The following is a 22,711-nucleotide window of genomic DNA, read 5'->3' as shown; positions in this document are numbered from 1 at the left end:
TGGACACACAGAACGTGTGATAAAATAAAATCACGGAGGTGCCCCATATGAGAACTTTTGATAAAGAGTATAAGTTGATGGCTGTCAAACGTGTAAAGGAAAGCAGGAAGCCGGTTGCTGAGGTAGCACGCGAGTTAGATTTAAGTCCTAACACGCTACACGGCTGGATTAGCAAATTCGGTAAACATGGCGATAAGGCATTTTCCGGCAGCGGTAACCTGCATGAAGCTGACGATGAACTGCGCAGATTACGCAAAGAAAATATGGATTTGAAAGAGGAAAACGCCATCTTAAAAAAGGCGGCAGCCTACTTCGCGAAAAACCTGAAATAGAACGCTACCGGTTTATGGAAGCACACCGCTCTGAATTCCGGGTTGTGAAGATGGCTGAGGTTCTTGATGTGTCCAAGAGCGGTTTTTACGCCTACTTAAACAGGCCTAAAAGTAATAGAGAGATAGAGAATGAGCTGCTGCTTGAAAAGATTAAGGAAATCCATAAACGCAGCCACGGGATATACGGTTACCCGCGAATAACGAAAGAGTTAGAGAATGAAGGTGCACCAAGCAAAAACCGCGTATATAGGCTAATGAGAAAAAATGGCATCAAATCAAAAACGGTTAAAAAGTATAAGGCAACTACCAACTCGAATCATAAACTTCCGGTTGCCGAAAATCTGCTAAACCGCGAGTTTACAGCAGACAAGCCTAACCAGAAATGGGTGAGCGATATTACGTATGTCGCAACTGATGAAGGATGGCTGTACCTAGCCGGTGTAATGGACCTGCATGGCAGGGCAATTGTTGGTTTTTCCATGGACGATCATATGAGAAAGTCTCTTGTCATAAAAGCCCTCAATCAGGCCATAGGCAGAACTGGAGCGAAGGAAGGCCTGCTCGTTCATTCTGATCGCGGTGTCCAATATGCCAGCCAAGAGTATCAGGAAATATTGAAGAAGAATGGATTCATCTGCAGCATGAGCCGCAAAGGTAACTGCTATGATAATGCCCCGATGGAATCATTCTGGGGTAAACTTAAGCAAGAATGGTTGTACGGCAGGCGGTTTAAGACGCGGCTAGAAGCTAAGCTAGCAATATTTGAATACATCGAGGTTTTCTACAACCGACAGCGTACTCATTCAAGCAGTGGATACAGAGTGCCGATGGAGGTATTTAAAGCAGCATAATGTTTTTTCCGACGCCGGTGATTTTACCCCCTAGTGTCCCGATTGTAAAGGGTACGCTACGCCGAGCGGACGGGACCGCTCGCCCTTGACAATCAGGCCCCTAGGGACTAGGGGTAAACTCGGTCGGAAAAACATAAGCGAAATCAAGAACCCAATGAAATAATGAGCTATACTGCGAGAGAACTAGGTATTGTGCGTTTTACGTGTCTATTTAACCGGGGTAGGTTCAGAATTAATAAATGAGAAAGACAGGCTTAAAGAAAATGATATTATTATTGCACGCGGTAATAAGATTGACCAGGTTGGGAATGCAGGAGTTGTTCCTAAAGAGGCTGAGGGGTGGGTTTGTGCAAATCTTCTTATGCGTATGCAAGTAAATCCTGAAAAGGTAGATCCATTTTTTTGTATATACTGGCTTCGTTCTCCAAAAATGAGACAACATATTAAAAAGACTATGAAAGGAACTAACCCAAATATACAAAAAATAAATCAGCAAAATATTTTGGCTTTTCCATTTCCGATGGGCATTTCCTTAGATAAGCAACGTAAGATTGTTAGTTTACTTAGTAGAATTGAGGATAGAATAGAAACTGTTAGGCAACTTCAGACAGAGAGCGAAAAGGAGATTGACATTCTATTTTCTTCAATTTTGCATAAATTTTTATATTAAATTTAAATTAAGTAGTTGTACTACATAAGCATTTAACGGAGATTTGCATTAGAAGGAGTACAATTTGCTAAATTAATTTTTTCAAAAAGGTATTGTTTTTCATAAAGTGAAGCTTTGTGATTGCCTTCCAAAAAGGATGTGGTTTGTGTGGTCCCTGTTCCTACGAATATTTACCACATCACTCATATTGATAATCTGCCTTCGATTATTGAGAAAGGTGGCCTTTTTGCATGTTCAAGCGGAGCAACAGACAGGCATGTTAATATTGCTCACCGAAGCATTCAGGATCGGCGCCACATCTTTCCTGTCCCTTTACCTCCTTATGGAGCAGTTCATGACTATGTGCCGTTTTATTTTGCACCTAGGTCTCCCATGCTGTATAGTATTTATAGAGGGAATGTAGATGGTTATGGTGGCGGTCAACACCCTATTGTTTACTTGGTATCCACCGTACAAAAAGTGGAAGAAGCGGGCTTGCCTTTTGTCTTCACTGATGGGCACGCAATTATGTATTTGTCAAATTACTACAATAACATTTCTGACCTTTGTAAAATTGATTGGGAGATTATGCGGGCCAAATTTTGGGCTGATACAGAAGATGATAACGATAAGTGCAGAAGAAGGCAGGCGGAATTTTTGGTATATAAGTTTTTCCCGTGGAGCTTGATTAGTGGGATTGCAGTGTATGACGAAAAAATTGCTGAGCAAGTAGGAAAAATGCTTCAGAATGGCGAAGTGACTACTAAAATACGTGTAAAGAGGGAATGGTATTATTGAGAGAGAAAGGGGGGTGGAATGGTGATCGAGTATAAAAGAGGTAACTTGCTTGAGGATGAAGCAGATGCGCTAGTGAATACCGTTAATTGTGTTGGAGTAATGGGAAAAGGGATTGCGCTTCAGTTTAAGCAAGCGTTTCCCCAGAATTTCCTTGAATACCAGAAGGCATGCCGCAAGGGAGAAATGCAGCCAGGTAAGATGTTCATTCATTATACAGGAAATTTATTCAAACACAAATATATTATCAATTTTCCGACTAAGCGGCATTGGCGGGGCAAGGCTCTTGTGAAAGACATTGAACTGGGATTGCATGAACTGGTCAAAGAGGTCAAGCGGTTAGGGATTAAATCTATTGCCATTCCCCCTCTTGGATGTGGAAACGGTGGTTTGGATTGGGAAGTTGTGAAGCCAAAGATTGAAGCGGCTTTTGTTCAGTTGCCAGAGGTGCGTGTGCGTTTGTATGTACCTGCTGGAAGTCCTGACAATGAAGCAATGAAGTTCAATACGAAACGGCCTAGGATGACCAGGGCGAGGGCTTTGTTCATCGCTCTAATGGAAAAATATGCAGTACCTGGATACAGGATCTCTTTGCTCGAAATCCAGAAACTTGCTTATTTTCTCCAAGCGGTTGGTGAACCGTTGCGTTTGAATTTTATCAAAGGGAAATATGGACCCTACGCTGAAAACCTAAATTTTGTCCTTCAGAATTTGGACGGGCATTATATACGTGGTTATGGTGATCGCAGTAGGAATGCTCAGATCAGGTTATTGCCTAAAGCCTACCAAGAGGCAGAAGAGTTTTTGCAAGCGGAGCCAGAAAGCAGAAAAAGGCTTGAGGATGTGGAAAAAATCATTTTTGGCTTTGAAACACCGTACGGTTTAGAGTTGCTTTCTACCGTGCATTGGGTTGCCAACGAAAATCAGGGGAAATACACTGATTTGCAGACGATTTTTCTAAGTATTCAGGAATGGAATGAACGAAAACGTGAATTATTCAAGTATGAGCATGTGCAAAAAGCTTGGGAACACCTCAAAAATTTCGATGTGCTTTTTGATAGAAAAACCGATAACTGTGAACTCTAAAATGTCGTCTCCGAATGATGGGATGACATTTTTTTTTATATCAAGGGGTCAAAAAATTTCGCCGTTAGACCCGATATGTGAAAATAGAGTTTATTTTTTTGTTTCAAGAACTTTAGAAGATTTGGGTCAAATTCCAGAAGAGCTTATGAAAAATGCAAATCAGCCTTCAGTAGGCAAGTTATTAAGAGAAAAATTAATAGAATGTGCGGACAAAGGTATCATAGCTCATGAGGAAATTGAATTGCTGCAAAATTTGATTGGTTCATCTATTCACGGAAAGCTCTTATTTTTTATCAAGAGGCGGAACGCTGAGGGGCTAGACGAAATGATCCATGCTGTTCACAAAGAAATACAGTTCCTAATGAAAGCAAGCGAAAAAAGGGGTTAATTAGTTTAATGGGGGTCATAAAATGAAAACGTTAATTTTATATGCTACCAAGTACGGAACAACTGAAAAGTGTGCAAAAATCTTATCCGAGCTTCTTAAAGGGGAGGTTGATTTAATAAATTTAAATAAAGTTAAGCATGTAGATTTATCTCAGTATAACAGAGTGATTATTGGCGGTTCAGTATATATGGGCAAGATTCATAAAGAGATTGCCGAATTTTGTTCAAACCACGCCGGAGCTTTAAAAGATATAAAACTGGGACTTTTTATATGTTGTATGTGGGAAGGAGTGGTCGCCGAAACAGAATTAAATGAGGCTTTTCCTGAAGAATTATTGACCAGAGCCAGTGCAAAAGATTATTTTGGCGGTGAATTTGTTCTCAAAAAAATGGGTTTTATGGACCGACTGATTGTAAAGAAGGTATCCAAGATTGATAATGATGTCTCAAATCTTTCCTCAGAGAAAATATACAGGTTTGCACAAGCTTTAAGTTAAGATTTTTTACTAAGAAAGGAGGAGATAATCAGCGGGGGGATGCTATTTTACGACTATATCGGCACAAACGTGGTTGCAAAAAGTTTGTTGTACTGTAATTAACTAAATTGGGGGCTTTTTTTATGATGAGACACTTAATATTGCCAGTTTTAATTTTAATAGGGGTATTGGTTATTTTATTATCCCTGTACAGGTCTCAAGATTTAAAAAGAGCGTATGAAAAAGAGATATTAATGGCCCTCCAATCAATAAGCTCGACAGAGAACATTCTGACGCAGGATGATATAAAACATCTACCTGATGCAGTGCAAAAATACCTTATCTACACCGGTGCTTTAGGCAAGGAAAAAGTAAAGAATATGAGGGTTGTTATGGAGGGTGAGTTTAAAACGGATCCAAAAAGAGGATGGTCCCGGATCAAAACATATCAGTACAATTTTTTTGAACAACCTACCAGAATATATTTTCTAAAAATGAGGATGTTCGGGTTGCCGGTGATTGGCTTACATTCTTATTCAAATGCAACTGCTTCTATGCTAATAAAACTGGGAGGACTAGTTACTGTTGCTGATGGTAAGGGGCAAGAGATGAACCAAGGCGAAACCGTCACAGTCTTTAATGATATGTGTCTATTGGCACCGGCAAGTCTTATTGACGATAGGATCAAATGGGAAGTTATAAATGAACACACAGTAAAAGCCCATTTTAATAATAACGGTTATGTAATATCCGCAGAGCTCTATTTCAATGACCGAGGCCAATTAATAAACTTTGTCTCAGAAGATAGGTTCTATTCGCCGACAGGTAAAACTTATCAAAAAGCAAGATGGTCGACTCCGGTCACAGAGTATAAGGAAATAAAGGGTATGAAGCTCCCCGCTTATGGAGAAGCTATTTGGCATTTTCCTGAAGGTGATTATCGTTATGCTAAACTGAATATAGAAGAAATTGAATATAATGTCCCCGAACTGAGGTAATAAGTTATTCATATGGTTTGAAGCTCTTTAAAGTTTTATCAGGTGTTACCACAATAGATGAAAAATTGATGCGGCTATTGGAAGCCGCCCAAATGCTTAGAGATGCTACGTGAAATTGTGGAGACCTCCTCTCTTTATATACCCCCAATATCCCGTTGAAAGCCAGGCAGTAAATAAGGCTTGGCATATTTTGTGCGCCCGGCATGGGCGAAGGCTTACGGGTGAAAGTCCCGAACGGTGAAGGTAGCAGTAGCCGTAGCTTAAGACAAGGGTGTCCACCGCGAGGTAGAATCTGAAGGAAGTCGGCGGCAAACCTCCGGCCCGACGAACAGAAACCACATAAGAGGCTAGCGGCAGTTGGATGAGCTTGTAAATCAAAGCAAAGTCCTTGCTACTAAAGGCTGCCGAGAGTAAATGTGGCGGGTAGATGGAGGGAAAGACAGCGTTCTTACCCGGGGAGGTCCGTCGGTGAGTCAGGGGACGGTTCCTTGACTCATTTTATTTAGCTGAATAAAGCTGATTTTCTTAGCTGCACCGACAAGCAAATTTTCATTATTCATCACTAGAGTTGCATAAATAAAGTTTGTGTTTGTCAAGCTCCAAAATCGGTACAAAAACGTGGAAATACCATGCCTTTGCAAGAAAAAACCCTTATAATAGAGATTGATGGTAGTCCTTGCCCAAATCTCTATTATAAGGGGGAAATCAAATTGCAAGGCAAGGATACCAAAATGTTGTTCACATTGGAGACTAGCGAAGGAGACCTGAATGCAAATTAAAATTATTGCCGTTGGCAAACTGAAAGAAAAATACTTAAAAGAAGGAATAGCCGAGTACCTCAAACGGCTGCGCCCTTATGCCAAAGTGGAAATTGTTGAAGTGGCCGATGAACCGGCCCCCGAAAATGCCTCGGCTGCCGAGGAACTGCAGGTCCGGGAAAAGGAAGGGGAGAAAATTGCCAAAAACCTAAAGCCGGGAACCTATGTGATCGCATTGGCTTTGGAAGGGAAAATGCTCAGTTCCGAAGGGCTGGCGGAAAAAATAAGCACCCTGACATTGGCAGGCAAAAGCGATCTCACTTTTCTCATCGGCGGTTCCTTGGGGCTGGCCCCCAGCCTGCTCTCCCAGGCCGACTTTTTGCTCTGCCTTTCCCCCATGACTTTCCCCCACCAACTGGTGCGCCTGATTTTGCTGGAACAGGTTTACCGGGCCTTTAAGATTGTCCGGGGTGAGCCGTATCATAAGTGAGGCCAGAAGCATAAGTTCAAGCTGTAGTGAATAGGATATGATAAACTGTTTATTAGGGTTCAGAAAGAATAAGGAAGGAAAATGCAGTTTAGAAACGGCTTTATCAGATTATTTATAGTATAATTAGTATAATATATATGAGGTGGTATGAATGAGTACAGCCAAAAGCATTTTAATAAAATTGATTGACCAAATTCCAGAAAGTCAAATACCAGAAGTTATTGATTTTATCATGTTTTTGAAGAATAAGAAGGACAATCAAGTATTCAAGGATTTAATATGTGCAAGCGAGAGCAGCATAGGTTTCTGGGACAATGATATTGATGATGAGGTATGGAAAAATGTATAAACAGGGTGATATATTACTAATTCCCATACCCTTCAGCGATTTGACTTCAAAACGTCCTGTGCTTGTTTTATCCAATGATAATTATAATAGCAAAACAGGAGATATAGTGGTTGCAGCAATTACTTCGAACCTGGCAGTAAAAGATTATATTGTTATGCTGACCAGTAGCGACCTTGACGAGGGAACCTTAAAGGTGGATTTTTGCATAAGAGTGGACAAGATTTATACGTTATCTCAAAATATCGTGATTAGCAAGTTTGGTGCCGTAAAGAAATACATTGTAGATGCTGTAAAGAAAAGGCTCTACGAGTTAATATAAAATATGCTTGAATTATTTGACAGGATTGAGCTGTATGGCTTCTTGAAAAAGAAGCTTATAATTTTTGGCAGGAGAAGTTTGAATCGATATTCTGTACTAAAATTGTGTTTGAGGTAATTATTGATACGCTGAACCGTATCACAAATGAGGCGAAATTTAAAGATACTGAAGAAAGATAAGCCGCAGGAAGCGCTAAACGGCGTTTTTGACCTACGGCTTTTCTATGCATCGGATTTTGGGAAAAAGTTGTTTTTAGAACCTTCTGCGCTGTGCCAGGGCCTTTCAGAGGACAAGGAGGAACTTTGAAAAAAAGAATAAGTTAACCTCTTGTTTGTGGTTAAATATTGACATAGATCAACAGTATATGGCATAATATTCCTGCGCTTACCGCCCGATAAAGGCTAAACTGTCGAAAGACAGCGACGCAAAGCTATAGGGCCTACGGCTGAAAAGCTATGGCAGCCAGCTACCGAAGGGGGATTTTTTTTGCCAGCCACTTACTCTGCGTTCCAGGTATTAACCCTGCCCGAATTATTTAAAGAAATTAATTTTAAAGCCGATCATTTAAGCCCGTTTAAGATTAGAGAGGTCATAAAATTAGCTTGGCTGATCAAACAGCATCACCTGAGCACCTTTCGCCACTCCTTAAATGTTTCCCGCTTGGCTGTGTTACTGGCAAAAAAAATTGGTTTAACCCAGAACGAAGTTAATGAAATTGCTTTAGGGGCATTATTTCACGATTTAGGAAAAATAGAAATTTCACCTATCATCCTGGATAAGCCTGGGGCTTTAAATGCGGAAGAATGGGAACTTGTTCTTAGACATCCCCATTTTGGGGTGAGGATACTAACTCGTTACAAATGGAGTGCAGGTTTGCTTCCTATTGTTGCTTATCACCACGAAAGGATAGATGGCCATGGTTATATCGGCTTATGTGGTAATGATATACCTATTGGCGCTAAGATCGTTTGTATTGCCGATGCCTTTGATGCAATGAACTCTCCTAGACCATACCGTAGAACTCAGACTTGTGAAGATTGCTGGGCAGAATTGGAAAAGAATGGCGGAAGACAGTTTGATTCGGATTTAGTAAAACATTTTATAAACGTAACAGCCCAAATGCTTAGAGAAGTTACGTGAATTGTGGAGGCCTCCTCTCCTTATATACCCCCAATATCCCGTTGAAAGCCAGGCAGTAAATAAGGCCTGGCATATTTTTTAAATATTTTGTGAAGATTTTTAAAGTACAGTTGACTTGAAAATTATTATCGTTTATATTTGACATTGATAGTCGTTCTCAAATAACAAGAGGAGGTATTTACGAAATGAAAGGTAAGCTATCTAAAATTTTAATCAGTCTGCTGTTCGTTATTTCGTTAGCTGCACTGGCGGGCTGCGCATCTTCGGTGGGCGGCGATGGGACCGGGAGTAACAAGCAACAGAGTAACGCCGGTGGTGGAGAGCAAGTGGTAAACCTCTATACCGACAGGCATTACGACACTGATGAAGAGCTTTATAAAGCTTTTACAGCAGAAACAGGTGTTAAGGTTAATGTGGTTAAAGGAAAATCCGATGAATTAATTGAAAGGCTGAAGAGAGAAGGAAAAGACACTGAGGCCGACTTGCTAATTACTGCAGATGCCGGAAGGCTATACAGGGCAAAAGAGGAAGGGCTGCTGCAAGCTGTAGACAGCGCTACCTTAAAAAACAGTATCCCTGAAAATTTAAGGGACCCTGATAATCAATGGTTTGGACTGACTGTAAGGGCCAGGGTTATAGTTTACTCCAAAGACAGAGTCAAACCTTCTGAACTGTCGACTTATGAGGATTTAACCAACCCTAAATGGAAAGGTAAAATCCTGGTAAGGTCCTCCTCCAATATCTACAACCAGTCATTGCTGGCTTCCTTTATAGCAATTAAGGGCGAGGAATGGGCTAAAAACTGGGCCAAAGGAATAGTTGCCAACATGGCAAGGGAACCGGAAGGAAATGATACCGACCAAGCCATTGCGGTTGCTGCCGGACAGGGAGATTTGGCCATCATGAATACATATTATTTCGGAAGGCTTCTCAATTCTTCCGATCCGGAACAGAAAAAAATAGGTGAAAGCCTGGGAGTTTTCTTCCCGGATCAGGATGGAGCCGGGACCCATATTAACGTCAGCGGTATAGGACTTACTAAAGAATCCAAAAACAAAGAAAATGCAATTAAGTTCATGGAGTTCTTGGCAAGTGAAAAAGCCCAAAAACAGTTTGCGGAAAGCAATTTTGAGTATCCGGTCAATCCCAATGTGGAGCCTGCTGAGCTCTTGAAATCATGGGGCGAGTTCAAGACCCAAAATATCAACCTTTCCAAACTGGGTGAATTGAACAGCCAAGCCGTGAAAATATTTGATGAAGTTGGTTGGAAATAACATCTTCGGGCTTTGTCTACAAGCTGAAGCAGCCTTTTAGGCTGCTTTTTGCAAAATCGCCGGCCAATTGTTTCCTTTAGGCCTAAAGTTTACCTGACTTGGCTCTATAAACGTTGGAAAGGGGTGTTTGTAATAAAGATCAGGCAGTTTAGATTAGCACTTAATTCCTGGTCCGTCCTGAGCATTGTTTTTGTGATTTTGCTTTTGCTCCCGAACTTGAATATTCTTATTAATGTTTTTAAGGCACCAAATGAGAATTGGATTCATATTAAGAGGTTCCTGCTGCAAGAATATGTAACCAACACATTGCTGCTTGTTTCTTTTACCGGGCTGTTTTCGGTTCTTTGCGGCATCAGCCTGGCCTGGTTGGTGGCGGTCTATGATTTTCCCCTTAGGTCCTTTCTCAAATGGGGCTTGATTTTGCCTCTGGCCATCCCGCCGTACATTGCAGCATATACCTATAACGGTTTGCTGAATTATACCGGGGTGATCCAAACTTTCTTGAGAAATGAATTTAATATACATCTTAATCAAAAGTATGTTGATCTTATGTCCGTTGAAGGGGCAATATTTATTTTTACCATGTTTTTGTTCCCTTACGTTTACACAATTACCAGGGATTTTTTGGAAAAACAGTCCGCTTCCTTGATAGAAAATGCCAGGGTATTGGGCAGAAGTCCCATGGAAATTTTTTTATTTGTAATTCTTCCTGTATCCAGGGCTGCAATTGTCGGCGGGGCCAGCTTAGTTATCCTGGAAGTATTAAATGATTACGGTGTTGTCCAGTATTTTGGAGTCACCACTTTCAGTACAGCAATTTTCAAGACCTGGTTTGGGTTGGGAGATGTAGAAAGTTCCATTAAGCTGTCTGCCCTTTTGCTGCTTGTGGTTTTTGGCGTTTTGCTGCTGGAAAGGGTTTTAAGGGGCAGAAGAAAATACAGCTATACCACTGCCAAAGTCAGGCCCATATCCAGGATCAGGTTAAAGGGTGCAAAAGCGGCGCTGGCCTCTGTTTACAGCTTTGCAATTTTTGGCCTTGGTTTTTTGATTCCCCTACTGCAGTTGATTCATTGGGCCTTTTTAACTTATAAAAATATTTTAAGCGTTGATTTCGGGAGGCTTATACTAAATACTTTACTTACAGCCCTGCTAGCCTCAGCCATAATTGCCGTTGTGGCCCTGGTGATAGCCAACTACGGCAGAATGAATGAAAGCTTTGCCGGCAAAATTTGTGCAAGACTGACGGTAGTGGGATATTCCATTCCCGGCGCTGTAATCGCCATAGGAGTCATTGTCTTTTTTGTGGCTCTCGACAATAATTTATTTTGGTTCTACCGGCTGATTAACCCGGACTCAGCCAAACTGGTGCTCAGCACCAGCCTGGCCATGCTTATTTTCGCTTATGTAATCAGATTTCTGGCTATTGGGTTTAATGCGGTGGAAACGGGATTTGAAAAAGTGGGGAAGAGGTTTTTCGAGGCTTCCAGGATGCTCGGCATGTCAGTAACTGAGACTTTTTTTAAGATAGATGTGAAAATGATCAGACCGGCCATTGTCAGCGGCTTTATTTTAGTCTTAGTAGATATAATGAAGGAATTACCCCTGACTTTGCTCTTAAGACCCTTTAATTATGATACGCTGGCGACTAAAGTCTACCAGTATGCAAATGACGAAATGATCCGTGAAGCCTCCATCCCTTCGCTGATTATTATTTTCATAAGTGCTGTTTCAATTTATTTTTTCAATCAAGTGGTAGACAGGGGGGAGCGATAATGTACGTTGAGATTAAAGGGTTAAAATTTAAATATAAGAATTCCAGTGAGGAAGTTATAAAAAATTTTAACCTGCAAATCGCAGAAGGAGAGATAATATCCATCTTAGGAGAGAGCGGCAGCGGCAAGAGCACTATCCTCAGGCTGGTTGCCGGGCTGGAAGTACCCACCGGCGGCATGATTAAAATCGGGGATAAGATCATGGTCGATGACAGCATTTTCGTTGAGCCGGAGAAACGGGGTGTGGGAATGGTTTTCCAGGACTATGCCCTGTTTCCCCATCTGACCGTGGAAGGAAACGTCAAGTTTGGCTTAAAGAAAATGAACAGCCGGGAAAAAGCTGAAAGGCTGGAAGAAGTCTTGAACCTGGTGAATTTAAGCGAATATAAAACCAGGTACCCGTACGAGCTAAGCGGCGGCCAGCAGCAAAGGGTGGCCCTGGCCCGGGCTTTGGCACCGCGGCCTTCCTTATTGCTGTTGGATGAGCCCTTCAGCAACCTGGACAAAGATTTAGAGGCCAAAATCCGGGATGAATTGAAAATTATTTTAAAAACAACCGGGACAACTACCATTTTTGTTACCCACGACCGGGATGACGCGCAAGCGCTGGCAGACCGCGCAGTCATCCTGCAAAGGGGGGAGATCGTGCAAAATGGATGCCCTGAAATCTGCTAATGTCCCGGTATTGCTCCAATGCCTCCCTGTAAAAAAGGGAGGCATTTCAGACCGTCGACAAACTATTATCAGCCCGCATGTATTATGGAGCGGGACTTGTTTCGCTCTGGGTTTGCAGCTTTGCCAAAGGTCAACGCGTGCGAGCTTAATTGGGGACATTCCTCAGCAAAGGGGAACAACATGCATAAGAGGTGTGTCCCCTGACCGCTGTTCGAAATAATACAAGCGGGCTTTGTCTACAAACTGGTGTTATCTGTTATCTATTTTTTCCGGGTACATATCGTGATAAAAAAGTCTGTTTTCTGCAACTTCTTTCCACTTAGTACCTTCTTTGCCATAGTTGCAAAACGGGTCAATGGAAATTCCGCCCCGTGGGGTGAACTTGCCCCATACCTCAATGTATTTCGGGTCCAACAGCTTGATTAAATCTTTCATGATGATGTTAATACAGTCTTCATGGAAGTCTCCGTGATTTCGAAAGCTTAGCAGGTAGAGCTTCAGAGATTTGCTTTCCACCATCAGTTTATCGGGCACATAAGAGATATAAATAGTTGCAAAATCGGGCTGTCCGGTTTTAGGACAAAGGCTGGTGAATTCGGGGCAATTAAACTTTACAAAATAATCATTGTCTTGATGCTTATTTACAAACGTTTCTAAGACAGACGGGTCGTAGTCATATTTATATTTTGTGCCCTGGTTGCCCAATAAAGTTATACCTTCTAATTCCTGATCCGTTCTTCCAGCCACCATAATTCCTCCTTTAGTAATTAATTTTCCCGGATTTTGTTTTGTAAGTGCTTCACAAGGATAACCCCGACAATTCCGGGTATAATTTGTCCGATACAGATGCTTGCAGCCAGTATCCTGTAAGGGACATCGATAAGAACAGAGAGCCAAATAGGGACAATTAATCCCGGACCGAATATTATGGGCAAAGCAATAAGCCGTTCGTTTAGATTAAACTTTTTAATCAGATAAACAGCAGTACTGGTGATCAGTCCGACCAGGAACCCCCCTATCATGTCAGGCATTCCGAGCCCGCCCAGCAATGCATTGCTAAGGAGGTTGCTTATTGCCAGAGGAACAATTAAAAATGGATAAACAGCGCTAAGGGCGTATAGTGAGGTTGCTATTCTTATTTGATATTGCCCAAAAGCAAAGCTTTGGGTCAAATACATCAGGACAATATAAACTGCCATTACCACACCTGATATGGCAATTTGTTTAGCAGAGAATGCACTCTTTTTAATCATTGGGTTACCTTTTGCCTGCATGCCAAAACCTCCTGGTAATTTGTGCTCATAAAAAAACGCAATAAAAAAAGGGCATGACCACCCTTACATATTGACTAAGAGAAAAGGCAGTCTGTTTTGAACCCTGAATCAGGCAAAGGGCGCAAGCGCTCCATTACAAAACAGACTACCTTTTGATAGTCTAAGCCCGTAGTTTTGTTTAGAGACAGGATGGTTCCGAACTGTCTTATTTTATTTTTTATCATTATATAATTTTTTTGAGCTAAAGACAAAGCAAATTTTTATCTTGCCGGTATTTACAAGCAAGTTGTACACCAATATTTGCGTCTTATGCGCTAAGAGGCGGTGAGGGTCGGTGGCATTTTCCTTTCTGCATGAACGTATGCTAAAATTATTGTTAGAGTTCACGGGATTAAGGAATTTAGCTATGAACGGAGGTTGAAACAATAATGTTTAGTATTCACGAATCCGAATTGCCCGGAATTGGTCAAAAATTCCAAATAATCACCCGCTCCGGCGATAAGTTGGTTATTATCATTCATGATGACGGGAGGCGTGAGATGTACCATTTTGATCACGACGATCCCGAAGACAGCATCTCTATGATCAGCTTGGATGACAACGAGGCCCGTCAAGTTGCTGCCATTTTAGGCGGAATAATTTATAAGCCCAAGTCTTTGGAAAATATAGAAGTTGCCCTGGATGACATGGTCATCGAGTGGTACAAGATTGAGCCGGGACTGCCCTGCATAGGAAAAACCATAGGCGAAGCTCAGGTGCGCAAAACAACAGGGGCTACCATCATTGCGATTATCGAAAAAGATCATAGCAAGGTGATTAACCCCGGACCGGAACGTGTTATTAACGAGGGAGCAACTATTGTGGTTATAGGAGAAAAGGAGCAGATCAAGGCTTGTAAAAAGCTGATTAAAAGCGGGAGCGTATAAAAATGGAACATATTGTGCTTGAGATAGGCTTTGCTTTAGCTTTAATGGCTGCTGCAGGGCTCTTGGCATCCAACTTAAAGTTCTCAATTGTTCCACTCTTGATTCTGGTAGGTATGCTCGTTGGTCCCCATGCCCCTCACCTTGGTGTGATAGACTTTCGGTTCATTGCAAGTGCTCCCTTGATAGATTTTATGGGAAGGCTGGGCGTGTTGTTTTTACTTTTTTATCTTGGGTTGGAGTTCTCTGTAAGCAGATTATTAAAGGCAGGAAGAACTATTTTAACCAGTGGAATAATATACATGGCCATCAACCTCACCCTGGGCATAGGCTTTCCACTGTATTTAGGATGGCCCTTGCGGGAGACATTGGTTGCTGCGGGGGTTACTACCATATCTTCCAGTGCCATAGTTGCTAAAATGATTGTGGATTTAAAACGTACTGCCAACCCTGATACAGAAATCATTTTGGGGTTAATGATGTTCCAGGATGTCTTTGTTGCGGTTTACCTTTCCATAGTGTCCGGAATCGTTTTAACCGGGGCCACTTCCTTTGGCAAGGTTACCGGTGCTACTTTGGTGGCTTTGGGTTTTATGCTGGGGTTAATTATAGTAGGGCGTAAAGCTGTAAGTGTTCTAAATTACCTGTTGGACCTACCCTCAGACGAACTGTTTCTTTTGGCCTTATTTTCCCTTATTACGCTCGTTGCGGGTTTTTCCGAGACCCTGCATATTGCTGAGGCAATTGGAGCTTTGTTGACGGGCCTTGTGCTGGCCGAGACCCGGCATGTGCAGCGGATTGAACGCTTAGTAGTTCCCTTTCGTGACTTTTTTGGTGCAATTTTTTTCTTCAGTTTCGGTCTGAGCATTGATCCTCTCACTCTGGGGGGAGCCGTGGGGCCTGCAATTATAGCTGTAATTCTGACTTTGCTCGGCAATTTTGTGGCAGGATTGTTATCCGGTCGCAGTGCAGGTTTGTCACTACGGGCTTCTGCCAATATAGGACTAACGATTACTTCTCGCGGAGAGTTTTCTATTATTCTGGCCAAGCTGGCCAAACAAGGAGGTCTGCTGCCGTTTTTACAACCCTTCATAGCATTGTACGTGCTTATCCTGGCGATTTTAGGCCCTCTGTTAACCAAAGAATCAAAGAAAATTTCCAAGTTATTAAGCCGCTTTATAAAGTGGGAGGCGAATAGCAGGGCGATTCATTATGATAGATGACCGGCGAAATTCGACATTGATTACCAAAGATATGCTGATTGGGGACCATATTGACAAAGAAGATACCGCCATTTACCAATTTGCCGAAAAACAGCTCTCCCACGGAAGCAAGGAACTGCTGGAAAAGGAAGCCAGGGAAATCGAAGCCGACGCGGAAAAAACGGGCGTGCAGCAGAAGTACCTGAGCATAGTTGAGGAATTGGAAAAAAGGCAGCTTAATAAGTCAGGGATTTCCCTGACTTATTTAACTTGTAAGGTGCGCAGGCGGTTGATGGCCGCCGCCAGCTCCAATTTTCTGGGCAGCGCCAGGTCGCCGGGATGTTTCCCGAAGTACGGCGATATCACTTCCAGCCCCTTTTCTTCTACCTGCCTGTACAGCCTGTCCAGGAGTTGGGGCAGCGGGGTAGTTTCATCGGCTAATTTGTCGGCTAAGAATTTTATCATCCAGGCTATAGCCCGGGTCTGGCCGGGGTCTACCAGTTGTTCCACATAAGACAGATCGATGCTATCCGTCCCGTAGATAATGGTGCTAAGTCCCTTGGCATCGATTTTTTCCTTATTGCCCCGATGGGCATTAAAACTCTGCTTTTTAATGACGCGCTCTGCAATTTGACCAAATCCTTCTCCGCCTTCTTTTTTGCGGTCATATTTAATCATTTCCGCGATTTTCTTTGCTCTCTCGGTCACATCTACCGGCCTGTATTCATCCATCATGATCACATGGTCGGCCACATCAAAGTAATCCCCTGATCCTCCCAAGACCAAAATAGTAGAAACTTTGTAGTCCTCATACAGCTGTCTGACTTTGTCGATAAAAGGGGTGATGGGTTCTTTATCTTTGCCCACCAGTTCCTGCATCCGCACATCGCGGATCATAAAGTTGGTGGCGCTGGTATCCTCATCGATGAGCAATACCTGGCTGCCCGCTTCCAATGCTTCCATGATGTTAGCCGCTTGGGAAGTACTGCCGCTGGCGTCATCGGTGGAGAACCGGACTGTGTCCTTGCCAAAAGGCAGGTTGGCGATAAACGGCGAAATGTTCACCTTTTCCACCCGGCGTCCGTCTTCTGCCCGTACTTTATATGCTGTACTATTGGTAAGCACGTATTCCCGCCCGTCGCCGCCGATATGGTTATAGATGCCCCGCTCAACCGCCTTTAGCAGAGTGCTCTTGCCGTGATACCCTCCTCCCACTATCAGAGTAATTCCCCTGGGTATAGCCATGCCCCTGATGGTACCGCCGTGGGGGACCGGGATTTCAATTTCCAGGGAAGGCGGAGATTGAAATGGTATGACGTTTCCTTTTAAAGGCAAGTTGCTTATACCGCTGGCCCGGGGTAAAACCGAGCCGTTGGCTATAAAGCACACGTAGCCGTGCTCATCCAGGTACTGCCGGATAGTTTCCTGCCGGTCTGCCAGTTCCAGGTGTTTAACCAGAGACCGGTGGTCAAATTGCAAAACTGCCTGCAGCACTATTGCGGGCACGGCATCGCACAGCAGCTGGGCGGCCTGTTTGCCCAGCACTCTTCTGCCGTCGGCGGGAAGTCCCACCGATAAACGCACCTCGATGCTTTGCGCAGATATTTTGACTGCGGTTCGCGGGATTACTTCCTGTCCAGGAGTATCAATCAAAATTAAGCCGCTTTTGCCGGAACCTTTTCTGTCGGTTGGCCGTGAGCGGACCATTTTAGCCGTTTCCCGGGCAAGAAAATCCTCAAAGGCGATTTTCCGCCACTTGGGGTGGTACCAGTCCTGCCGGTAGGTATTGGGCAGTTCCACCCTGATCCGGGAAGGGCTGGCAAAAGGGTCGCCCTGCACATAATCGATGTGGAGCTTCATGCCTTTTCCTTGATATGTACCCTGAATATCCTTATATGCTTTATATCCTTTGCCGTCAATTTCCAGCAGTTTTTTTCGTAACTGTTCCAAAGAAGGCCCTCCTGACGCATAAATGGAATTGCAGTATATTCATTATTGTAGCAAAACAGACTGCGCTGTAAACCTCAGCGTGCTTTAGCCGGTAAATTCCCGTGAATTTGCGATTGTACATGGTCAATAGTACCAACAGTGCGGGATTGGAGTAAAAAGAAATGATTGCTGGGCGGAAATGCTTTCCTAAGATAAATTATTAATCTTGACGAACAATTTTGCTAGAGTGATAATAAGTATGTCAATATTTAAGCACCATATGCTGAGGAAAAGAGTGAAAAAATGTCAAATAAAGGTTTATCACCGCGACAAAAATGGTTAATACTTTCTACCACTTCTTTGGGAGTTTTTATGTCAACCCTGGACGCCAGCATAGTAAATATCGCTATGCCTAAGATTACCGCTTATTATCAAGTTTCATTAGGCAGTGTCGAATGGGTCGTAATGGTTTATCTGCTTTTGATCAGCAGCTTGCTTTTAACCTATGGCCGCCTGGGCGATATGTACGGTCATAAGCCCGTCTATGTCAGCGGTTTTGCCATTTTTACCCTGGGATCGGCCTTGAGCAGCATTTCCCCTACTATCGGACTGCTGATCGCCTCCCGGGCGGTGCAGGCCCTTGGAGCAGGAATGATGATGGCTGTGGTCCAGGCCATTATTGCAGCTGCTTTCGAACCTGCAGAGAGGGGAAAGGCCATTGGCATTAATGCCATGTTTGTTTCTCTGGGGTTGGCTACAGGGCCCACTATCGGCGGATTTTTGACCAGCTATTTTGGCTGGCAGTCCATTTTCGCCATCAATATTCCCATCGGTATAGGGGCTACCATTTGGGCTTGGCGGGTTTTGCCTTACCACAGGGGTAAGCCGCAAAAATTTGATGTAACGGGTGCTTGTTCCACCTTTGTGGCTTTGATGACTTTCTTGCTTGCTCTAAGCCATGGGGAAGAGTGGGGTTGGGGGTCCCCGGCAGTGCTGGGACTTTTTGCAGTGTCTTTTTGCTCTTTTGTTCTGTTTCTGGTGATTGAAAGCCGGGTAGAGCATCCCATGATTCACCTGGGGCTTTTTAAAAACCGTCTTTTTGCGGGAGCAAACCTGGCAGCGGTGTTTAATTATCTTAGTCAGTATACAGTAACCTTTTTAATGCCTTTTTATCTGCAGGACTTCCTGAAAATGCCTGCTAACCAGGCGGGGCTGGTTATGACCGCTTTTCCCCTGGTGATGATGTTGACAGCCCCCATCAGCGGAATCCTTTCCGATCGTATGGGTTCCCGGGCTTTGACATCCGTGGGTATGGGCATTACATCCTTGGCAGCACTGCTTTTGAGTATGCTGTATTTAACCCAAAACCTCCTCTTGGTTATTTTCGGCTTGGCTTTAGTAGGTATGGGTACGGGACTTTTTCTCTCACCCAACAACAATGCTATAATGAGCAGCGTGCCAAAAAATCAGATGGGAATTGGTTCAGGGATGCTGGCCACCATGCGTAACCTGGGACAGGTACTGGGCATAGCGGTAAGCGGGGCTGTTTTCAGCAACCGGTTAGCCTACTATACCGGCAAACTGCAAGCAGTGGGTTACGACTTGCAGGCAATTCAGCACTACAGTTTTGTCTGGGCTATGCGTGATACTTATCTGGTGGCAATGGTTATAGCCATCTTAGGGGCCTTCGTTTCGCTCATGCGGGGCGATAGTCCCGCTGGTGCGAAACATATAGTTAAAGAAGCAAGCTAGAAACGCCAAATAAATTACTTATTTTTACAGTATTTTAAGATGGTTTTGGCCACCTCTGTGATTATTTTGATTTCCTGTGGGGTTCTCTCTTGCATTGCATGGACCAGTTCATCCAACTCTGGCCTATTTCCTGCACTTGGTTCCGGGAATCTGCTCCCGGACTCTTTTATTATGTACACCGGCCCACTTGTGTCCGGCTGCTCTTTGGTTTTACGGCTATCCTGTAAGAGGTAGTCGAAACTTAAGCCTAAAACGTTGCCGATCTTAATCAAAGTTTCCAGGCTCAGTTTTCTTTCGCCCCGTTCAATCTGGCCCATAAACGAGACCGAAACATTAGCTTTTTCTGCCAAAACTTCCTGCGTAAGACCTCTACTTAAACGCTCTTTTCTGATTTTTTCGCCAAGCAAACGGTAATCCATTGGCTTCATCCCCTTACAAGTAACTATAAAGTTAAAAGGAAACTAAATTAATACGCTGTTAGCGTTACCACTCTTGCCATAAGCGTTAAAAAGGCATAAACTATACTTTAAGGACATGTATTACACCTATTTATGTTGTCAATAAATTGGGAAAATGTTGCGGGTGGTGTTTTTCATATGAAGCTCCTGTTCTTTAAGTTTGCACCCACTATTTTGGCTGCGGCGGGGTTATTGGGCGGTTTGGGAGGCTTTTTGCTAGATGCATATGCACCTGCAAAATTGGGCATCTTTTTGTGGTCATTAGTTTCATTAGTACAGCTAATGGCCGGCTTTGCTTTGGGCAAGGTAATGCAAAAGCTGCATTACGGAATGTATCACGATGCTTTGACCGGTTTGCGGAACAGGTTTTATTTTTACGAAAGAATGGCTGAGGAAATGGAGAGGATGAAAAGAACTAACTCCCCTCTTTCTTTGGCAATAATCGATGTGGACAATTTTAAAAGCATTAACGACAGGCACGGTCATATGGTGGGTGATAAAGTCCTTAAACAACTGGCTGTAATTTTCGAAAATAACGTTAGGGCCAGTGACTGCGTAGTGCGCTGGGGCGGCGAAGAGTTTGCGGTAATTCTTCCGGGCACGGACCATCAAGGGGCTTTGAGATTTGCGGAAAGGATTCGCAAAAATGTAGAAAGCTTTAATTTTTTTATTGGCAGAGGCACTTGCTTTAAAGTTACAGTAAGCGCAGGAATTGCTACCATCATTGAGGAGCAAATGGATTTGGAAAGGGTGGTGGAGTTAGCCGATAAAGCTTTATATAAAGCTAAGGAAAAGAAAAACTCGGTTGCCATTATAGAGGGAGCCCTCATAATTTGCAGCTAAGCGATAAAATTTAGTAAAAACAGAGTTCAAGTTGAGGGAAGTTCTATAAAAATAGCAAAAGATGTAAAAAAAAACAAGAAATATGAAGAAAAAGAAAGACACTTGTTGAAAAAAAAGAGTATAATTTTACCAAACAACTAAAGTCTTATAGGCATATGTCCGAAACGACCAAAGCACTGGAAGGGGTAGCCAAAACTGCTCAGGCCCAGGCGGAAATGGCAGAGAAGCTCAGTTCCCTGGTGGCGAGGTTTAAACTGTAAATAATTGGTGGGGTAAAGCGTTAATTGGAGTGTGGTAAAAATTGCACGGTGAGAATTTGCAAAAAAGTAAAAAGATATTGCTGGTGGAAGACAGCCGCTTAACTGCTAAGGTTGTAGAGGATTTCTTGCATAAAAACGGATATGAGACGGAAACCGCCGTTACAGGGGAAGAAGCGGTGCAAAAGATAAGTGGCTGCTTCCCGCCTGACCTGGTCCTCATGGATATCGAATTAGCGGGGGAATCGGACGGGATAGATGCGGCCCGCAGGATAATTAAATCCCGGGATATTCCCGTTGTATTTCTCACCGCCAACACATCCGGCGAAATTATTGATAAAATAAAAGAGGTCAAGGCTTATGGGTTCGTGCTAAAAGGTATGGATAAAGCTGCATTGCTATCCACAGTGGAAATGGCTTTGAAACTTCATGAAGCAAATGCTTATGCCAGGATGTTTGAGCGGCTGTTTGAAAACTCCCTGAATGAACTATATATTTTTCATCCGAACTCCTTAAAATTTGTTGCTGTAAACCGCGCTGCCAGAAAAAACCTGGGATATACAATCGAAGAACTGAGCACCATGACACCCCTTGACCTCAAGCCCGAACTTGACCTGCGGAGCTTCAGGAAATTCCTTGACCCACTGGTCAGCGGGGAACATGAGCAGGTCTTATTTAACACAGTGCACCGCCGGAAGGACGGTTCCCGGTATCCTGTGGAGATAAATTTACAGCTTTTCGATTATGGGGGAGAAAAATTATGCCTGGCACTGGTGGCTGACCTGACCGAAAGAAAACAATTGGAAGAGGAAAAAAGGTGCAAAGAGGAGCAGTGCCGCCTGATGCTGGAGGGCATTCCCAGCCCGGCCTGGCTTGTTTCAAGGGAACGCCGTATTCTGGCACAGAATAAAGCGGCGGAAATGGTGGGAACAAAAGTAGGAGGTTATTGCTGGGGAAGCATTCACGGTACGGCATCCCTGACTGATGAATACAAGATATCATTGGAAAAAACAGGCAGTCCTTTGCCTGGCACCAGATGCTATTTCTGCTGCGGAGACGAAGCTTTGGACAGAAATGAACCGATAAACAGCGAAGTGGAACTGGCGGGTACTATATGGGATACCTGGTGGATCCCTTTGGGAGAGGGTGTCTATCTTCATTATGCTAATGATGTTACCAGGTACAAAAAAATGGAAGAGGAGCTGCGCTGTTTATCTGTAACTGATTGCCTGACAAACAGCTATAACCGCCGCTATTTTGTACAAAAACTGGAGGAAGAAATAGAACGGGCCAAGCGGGCAGGCAGTAAGTTTTCCCTGATCATGCTGGACATAGACCGCTTTAAGAGCATCAATGACCGCTTTGGCCATAATGCCGGTGATTCAGTCCTTAAAAGCATGGCAGAATTGATTAAGAACAGGATCCGCAAAATAGATACCCTGGCCCGTTGGGGCGGGGAGGAATTTGTCATACTTCTGCCGGATACAACGGTAAAAAATGCGGTCCGTTTGGCGGAAGAACTGCGGGAAAGCATAAGCCGTATGGATATACCGGGTGTGGGCAGAGTAACAGCCAGCTTCGGAGTTGCCGGCTACTGCCCCGGAGATACTATCGATACATTGATACAAAGGGCAGACAACTATATGTACGAAGCCAAAGCCGCTGGTAGGGATAGTGTGCGGTATATGGATGAATGTGAATAGTTTTGGCATTATCGACCCT

The 22,711-nt window shown here is 43.5% G+C and carries 23 protein-coding genes and 1 riboswitch; of the genes, 19 read left to right on the top strand and 4 right to left on the bottom strand.

Going from position 1 to position 22,711, the window contains the following annotated elements:
• The first annotated feature begins 47 nt into the window (after positions 1-47).
• The 14 genes from EYS13_RS11915 (at position 48) to EYS13_RS11850 (ending at position 12,351) form a co-directional block, all read left to right on the top strand.
• Positions 48-1,183 (top strand): IS3 family transposase gene (locus EYS13_RS11915; RefSeq protein WP_227762858.1). Its coding sequence is split into 2 segments (ribosomal slippage): positions 48-309 and positions 309-1,183, totalling 1,137 coding nucleotides; the frame shifts between segments, so codons are not numbered across the junction.
• A gap of 190 nt (positions 1,184-1,373) precedes the next feature.
• Positions 1,374-1,853, top strand: coding sequence for a restriction endonuclease subunit S (locus EYS13_RS11910; protein WP_227762856.1), 480 nt, complete (start codon positions 1,374-1,376; stop codon positions 1,851-1,853).
• Between the two features lie 120 nt (positions 1,854-1,973).
• Entirely contained in the window at positions 1,974-2,630 is a 657-nt protein-coding gene (gene darT / locus EYS13_RS11905; protein ID WP_227762848.1) for a type II toxin-antitoxin system toxin DNA ADP-ribosyl transferase DarT, read from the top strand.
• Positions 2,631-2,651: 21 nt separating this feature from the next.
• Positions 2,652-3,713, top strand: coding sequence for a type II toxin-antitoxin system antitoxin DNA ADP-ribosyl glycohydrolase DarG (gene darG, locus EYS13_RS11900; RefSeq protein WP_423055347.1), 1,062 nt, complete (start codon positions 2,652-2,654; stop codon positions 3,711-3,713).
• The gene (locus EYS13_RS11895; protein ID WP_227762844.1) at positions 3,682-4,101 is read left to right on the top strand and encodes a hypothetical protein; all 420 of its coding nucleotides are present in this window, start codon (positions 3,682-3,684) and stop codon (positions 4,099-4,101) included. Before darG ends, EYS13_RS11895 begins: the two co-directional genes overlap by 32 nt.
• Before the next feature lie 22 nt (positions 4,102-4,123).
• A complete protein-coding gene (locus EYS13_RS11890) occupies positions 4,124-4,597 on the top strand; it encodes a flavodoxin domain-containing protein (protein WP_227762835.1) in 474 nt (157 codons plus the stop codon).
• Positions 4,598-4,719: 122 nt separating this feature from the next.
• Positions 4,720-5,574 carry a DUF6544 family protein gene (locus tag EYS13_RS11885; RefSeq protein WP_227762833.1) on the top strand — a complete coding sequence of 285 codons (855 nt, stop codon included), beginning with the start codon at positions 4,720-4,722 and terminating at the stop codon, positions 5,572-5,574.
• A 768-nt stretch (positions 5,575-6,342) separates the two neighbouring features.
• Positions 6,343-6,822, top strand: coding sequence for a 23S rRNA (pseudouridine(1915)-N(3))-methyltransferase RlmH (gene rlmH, locus EYS13_RS11880; protein ID WP_227762832.1), 480 nt, complete (start codon positions 6,343-6,345; stop codon positions 6,820-6,822).
• Between the two features lie 151 nt (positions 6,823-6,973).
• The gene (locus tag EYS13_RS11875) at positions 6,974-7,171 is read left to right on the top strand and encodes a DUF2281 domain-containing protein (protein WP_227762830.1); all 198 of its coding nucleotides are present in this window, start codon (positions 6,974-6,976) and stop codon (positions 7,169-7,171) included.
• A complete protein-coding gene (locus EYS13_RS11870) occupies positions 7,164-7,490 on the top strand; it encodes a type II toxin-antitoxin system PemK/MazF family toxin (RefSeq protein ID WP_227762828.1) in 327 nt (108 codons plus the stop codon). Before EYS13_RS11875 ends, EYS13_RS11870 begins: the two co-directional genes overlap by 8 nt.
• A gap of 389 nt (positions 7,491-7,879) precedes the next feature.
• Positions 7,880-7,964: riboswitch (cyclic di-GMP riboswitch) on the top strand.
• Between the two features lie 12 nt (positions 7,965-7,976).
• A complete protein-coding gene (locus EYS13_RS11865) occupies positions 7,977-8,630 on the top strand; it encodes an HD-GYP domain-containing protein (RefSeq protein WP_227762826.1) in 654 nt (217 codons plus the stop codon).
• Positions 8,631-8,815: 185 nt separating this feature from the next.
• Complete coding sequence (locus EYS13_RS11860; protein ID WP_227762824.1) at positions 8,816-9,904, top strand: Fe(3+) ABC transporter substrate-binding protein; 1,089 nt, start codon at positions 8,816-8,818, stop codon at positions 9,902-9,904.
• Between the two features lie 123 nt (positions 9,905-10,027).
• Positions 10,028-11,677, top strand: a complete 1,650-nt coding sequence (locus EYS13_RS11855; protein ID WP_227762822.1) for an ABC transporter permease — start codon at positions 10,028-10,030, stop codon at positions 11,675-11,677.
• Positions 11,677-12,351, top strand: a complete 675-nt coding sequence (locus EYS13_RS11850) for an ABC transporter ATP-binding protein (protein WP_227762820.1) — start codon at positions 11,677-11,679, stop codon at positions 12,349-12,351. Before EYS13_RS11855 ends, EYS13_RS11850 begins: the two co-directional genes overlap by 1 nt.
• A gap of 249 nt (positions 12,352-12,600) precedes the next feature.
• Here EYS13_RS11850 and queF read toward each other — a convergent pair whose 3' ends face one another.
• Complete coding sequence (queF, locus tag EYS13_RS11845) at positions 12,601-13,101, bottom strand: preQ(1) synthase (RefSeq protein ID WP_227762818.1); 501 nt, start codon at positions 13,099-13,101, stop codon at positions 12,601-12,603.
• A 17-nt stretch (positions 13,102-13,118) separates the two neighbouring features.
• The gene (locus EYS13_RS11840; RefSeq protein ID WP_227762816.1) at positions 13,119-13,625 is read right to left on the bottom strand and encodes a QueT transporter family protein; all 507 of its coding nucleotides are present in this window, start codon (positions 13,623-13,625) and stop codon (positions 13,119-13,121) included.
• 428 nt (positions 13,626-14,053) lie between these two features.
• Here EYS13_RS11840 and EYS13_RS11835 point away from each other — a divergent pair, with 428 nt between their 5' ends.
• Complete coding sequence (locus tag EYS13_RS11835; RefSeq protein ID WP_227762814.1) at positions 14,054-14,551, top strand: cation:proton antiporter regulatory subunit; 498 nt, start codon at positions 14,054-14,056, stop codon at positions 14,549-14,551.
• 2 nt (positions 14,552-14,553) lie between these two features.
• Positions 14,554-15,771, top strand: coding sequence for a cation:proton antiporter (locus EYS13_RS11830; RefSeq protein ID WP_227762811.1), 1,218 nt, complete (start codon positions 14,554-14,556; stop codon positions 15,769-15,771).
• Between the two features lie 240 nt (positions 15,772-16,011).
• Here EYS13_RS11830 and EYS13_RS11825 read toward each other — a convergent pair whose 3' ends face one another.
• Entirely contained in the window at positions 16,012-17,700 is a 1,689-nt protein-coding gene (locus EYS13_RS11825; protein WP_227762809.1) for an ABC-ATPase domain-containing protein, read from the bottom strand.
• Between the two features lie 282 nt (positions 17,701-17,982).
• Between EYS13_RS11825 and EYS13_RS11820 the strand changes: the two genes are divergently transcribed.
• Complete coding sequence (locus EYS13_RS11820; protein WP_227762808.1) at positions 17,983-19,431, top strand: MFS transporter; 1,449 nt, start codon at positions 17,983-17,985, stop codon at positions 19,429-19,431.
• 14 nt (positions 19,432-19,445) lie between these two features.
• Here EYS13_RS11820 and EYS13_RS11815 read toward each other — a convergent pair whose 3' ends face one another.
• Positions 19,446-19,850, bottom strand: a complete 405-nt coding sequence (locus tag EYS13_RS11815; protein WP_227762806.1) for a helix-turn-helix domain-containing protein — start codon at positions 19,848-19,850, stop codon at positions 19,446-19,448.
• Between the two features lie 177 nt (positions 19,851-20,027).
• On the opposite strand from EYS13_RS11815, the gene EYS13_RS11810 reads away from it, so the two are divergent.
• A complete protein-coding gene (locus EYS13_RS11810) occupies positions 20,028-20,732 on the top strand; it encodes a GGDEF domain-containing protein (RefSeq protein WP_227762805.1) in 705 nt (234 codons plus the stop codon).
• A gap of 301 nt (positions 20,733-21,033) precedes the next feature.
• Positions 21,034-22,692: a GGDEF domain-containing response regulator gene (locus tag EYS13_RS11805; protein WP_227762803.1), complete on the top strand. Its 1,659-nt coding sequence runs from the start codon at positions 21,034-21,036 to the stop codon at positions 22,690-22,692.
• Positions 22,693-22,711 lie beyond the last annotated feature (19 nt).

The sequence above is a fragment of the Zhaonella formicivorans genome, from assembly GCF_004353525.1.
GTDB lineage: Bacteria > Bacillota > DUOV01 > DUOV01 > Zhaonellaceae > Zhaonella > Zhaonella formicivorans.
Note: the sequence above shows the minus strand (reverse complement) of the source record. Positions and strands in the feature narration are given on the sequence as shown.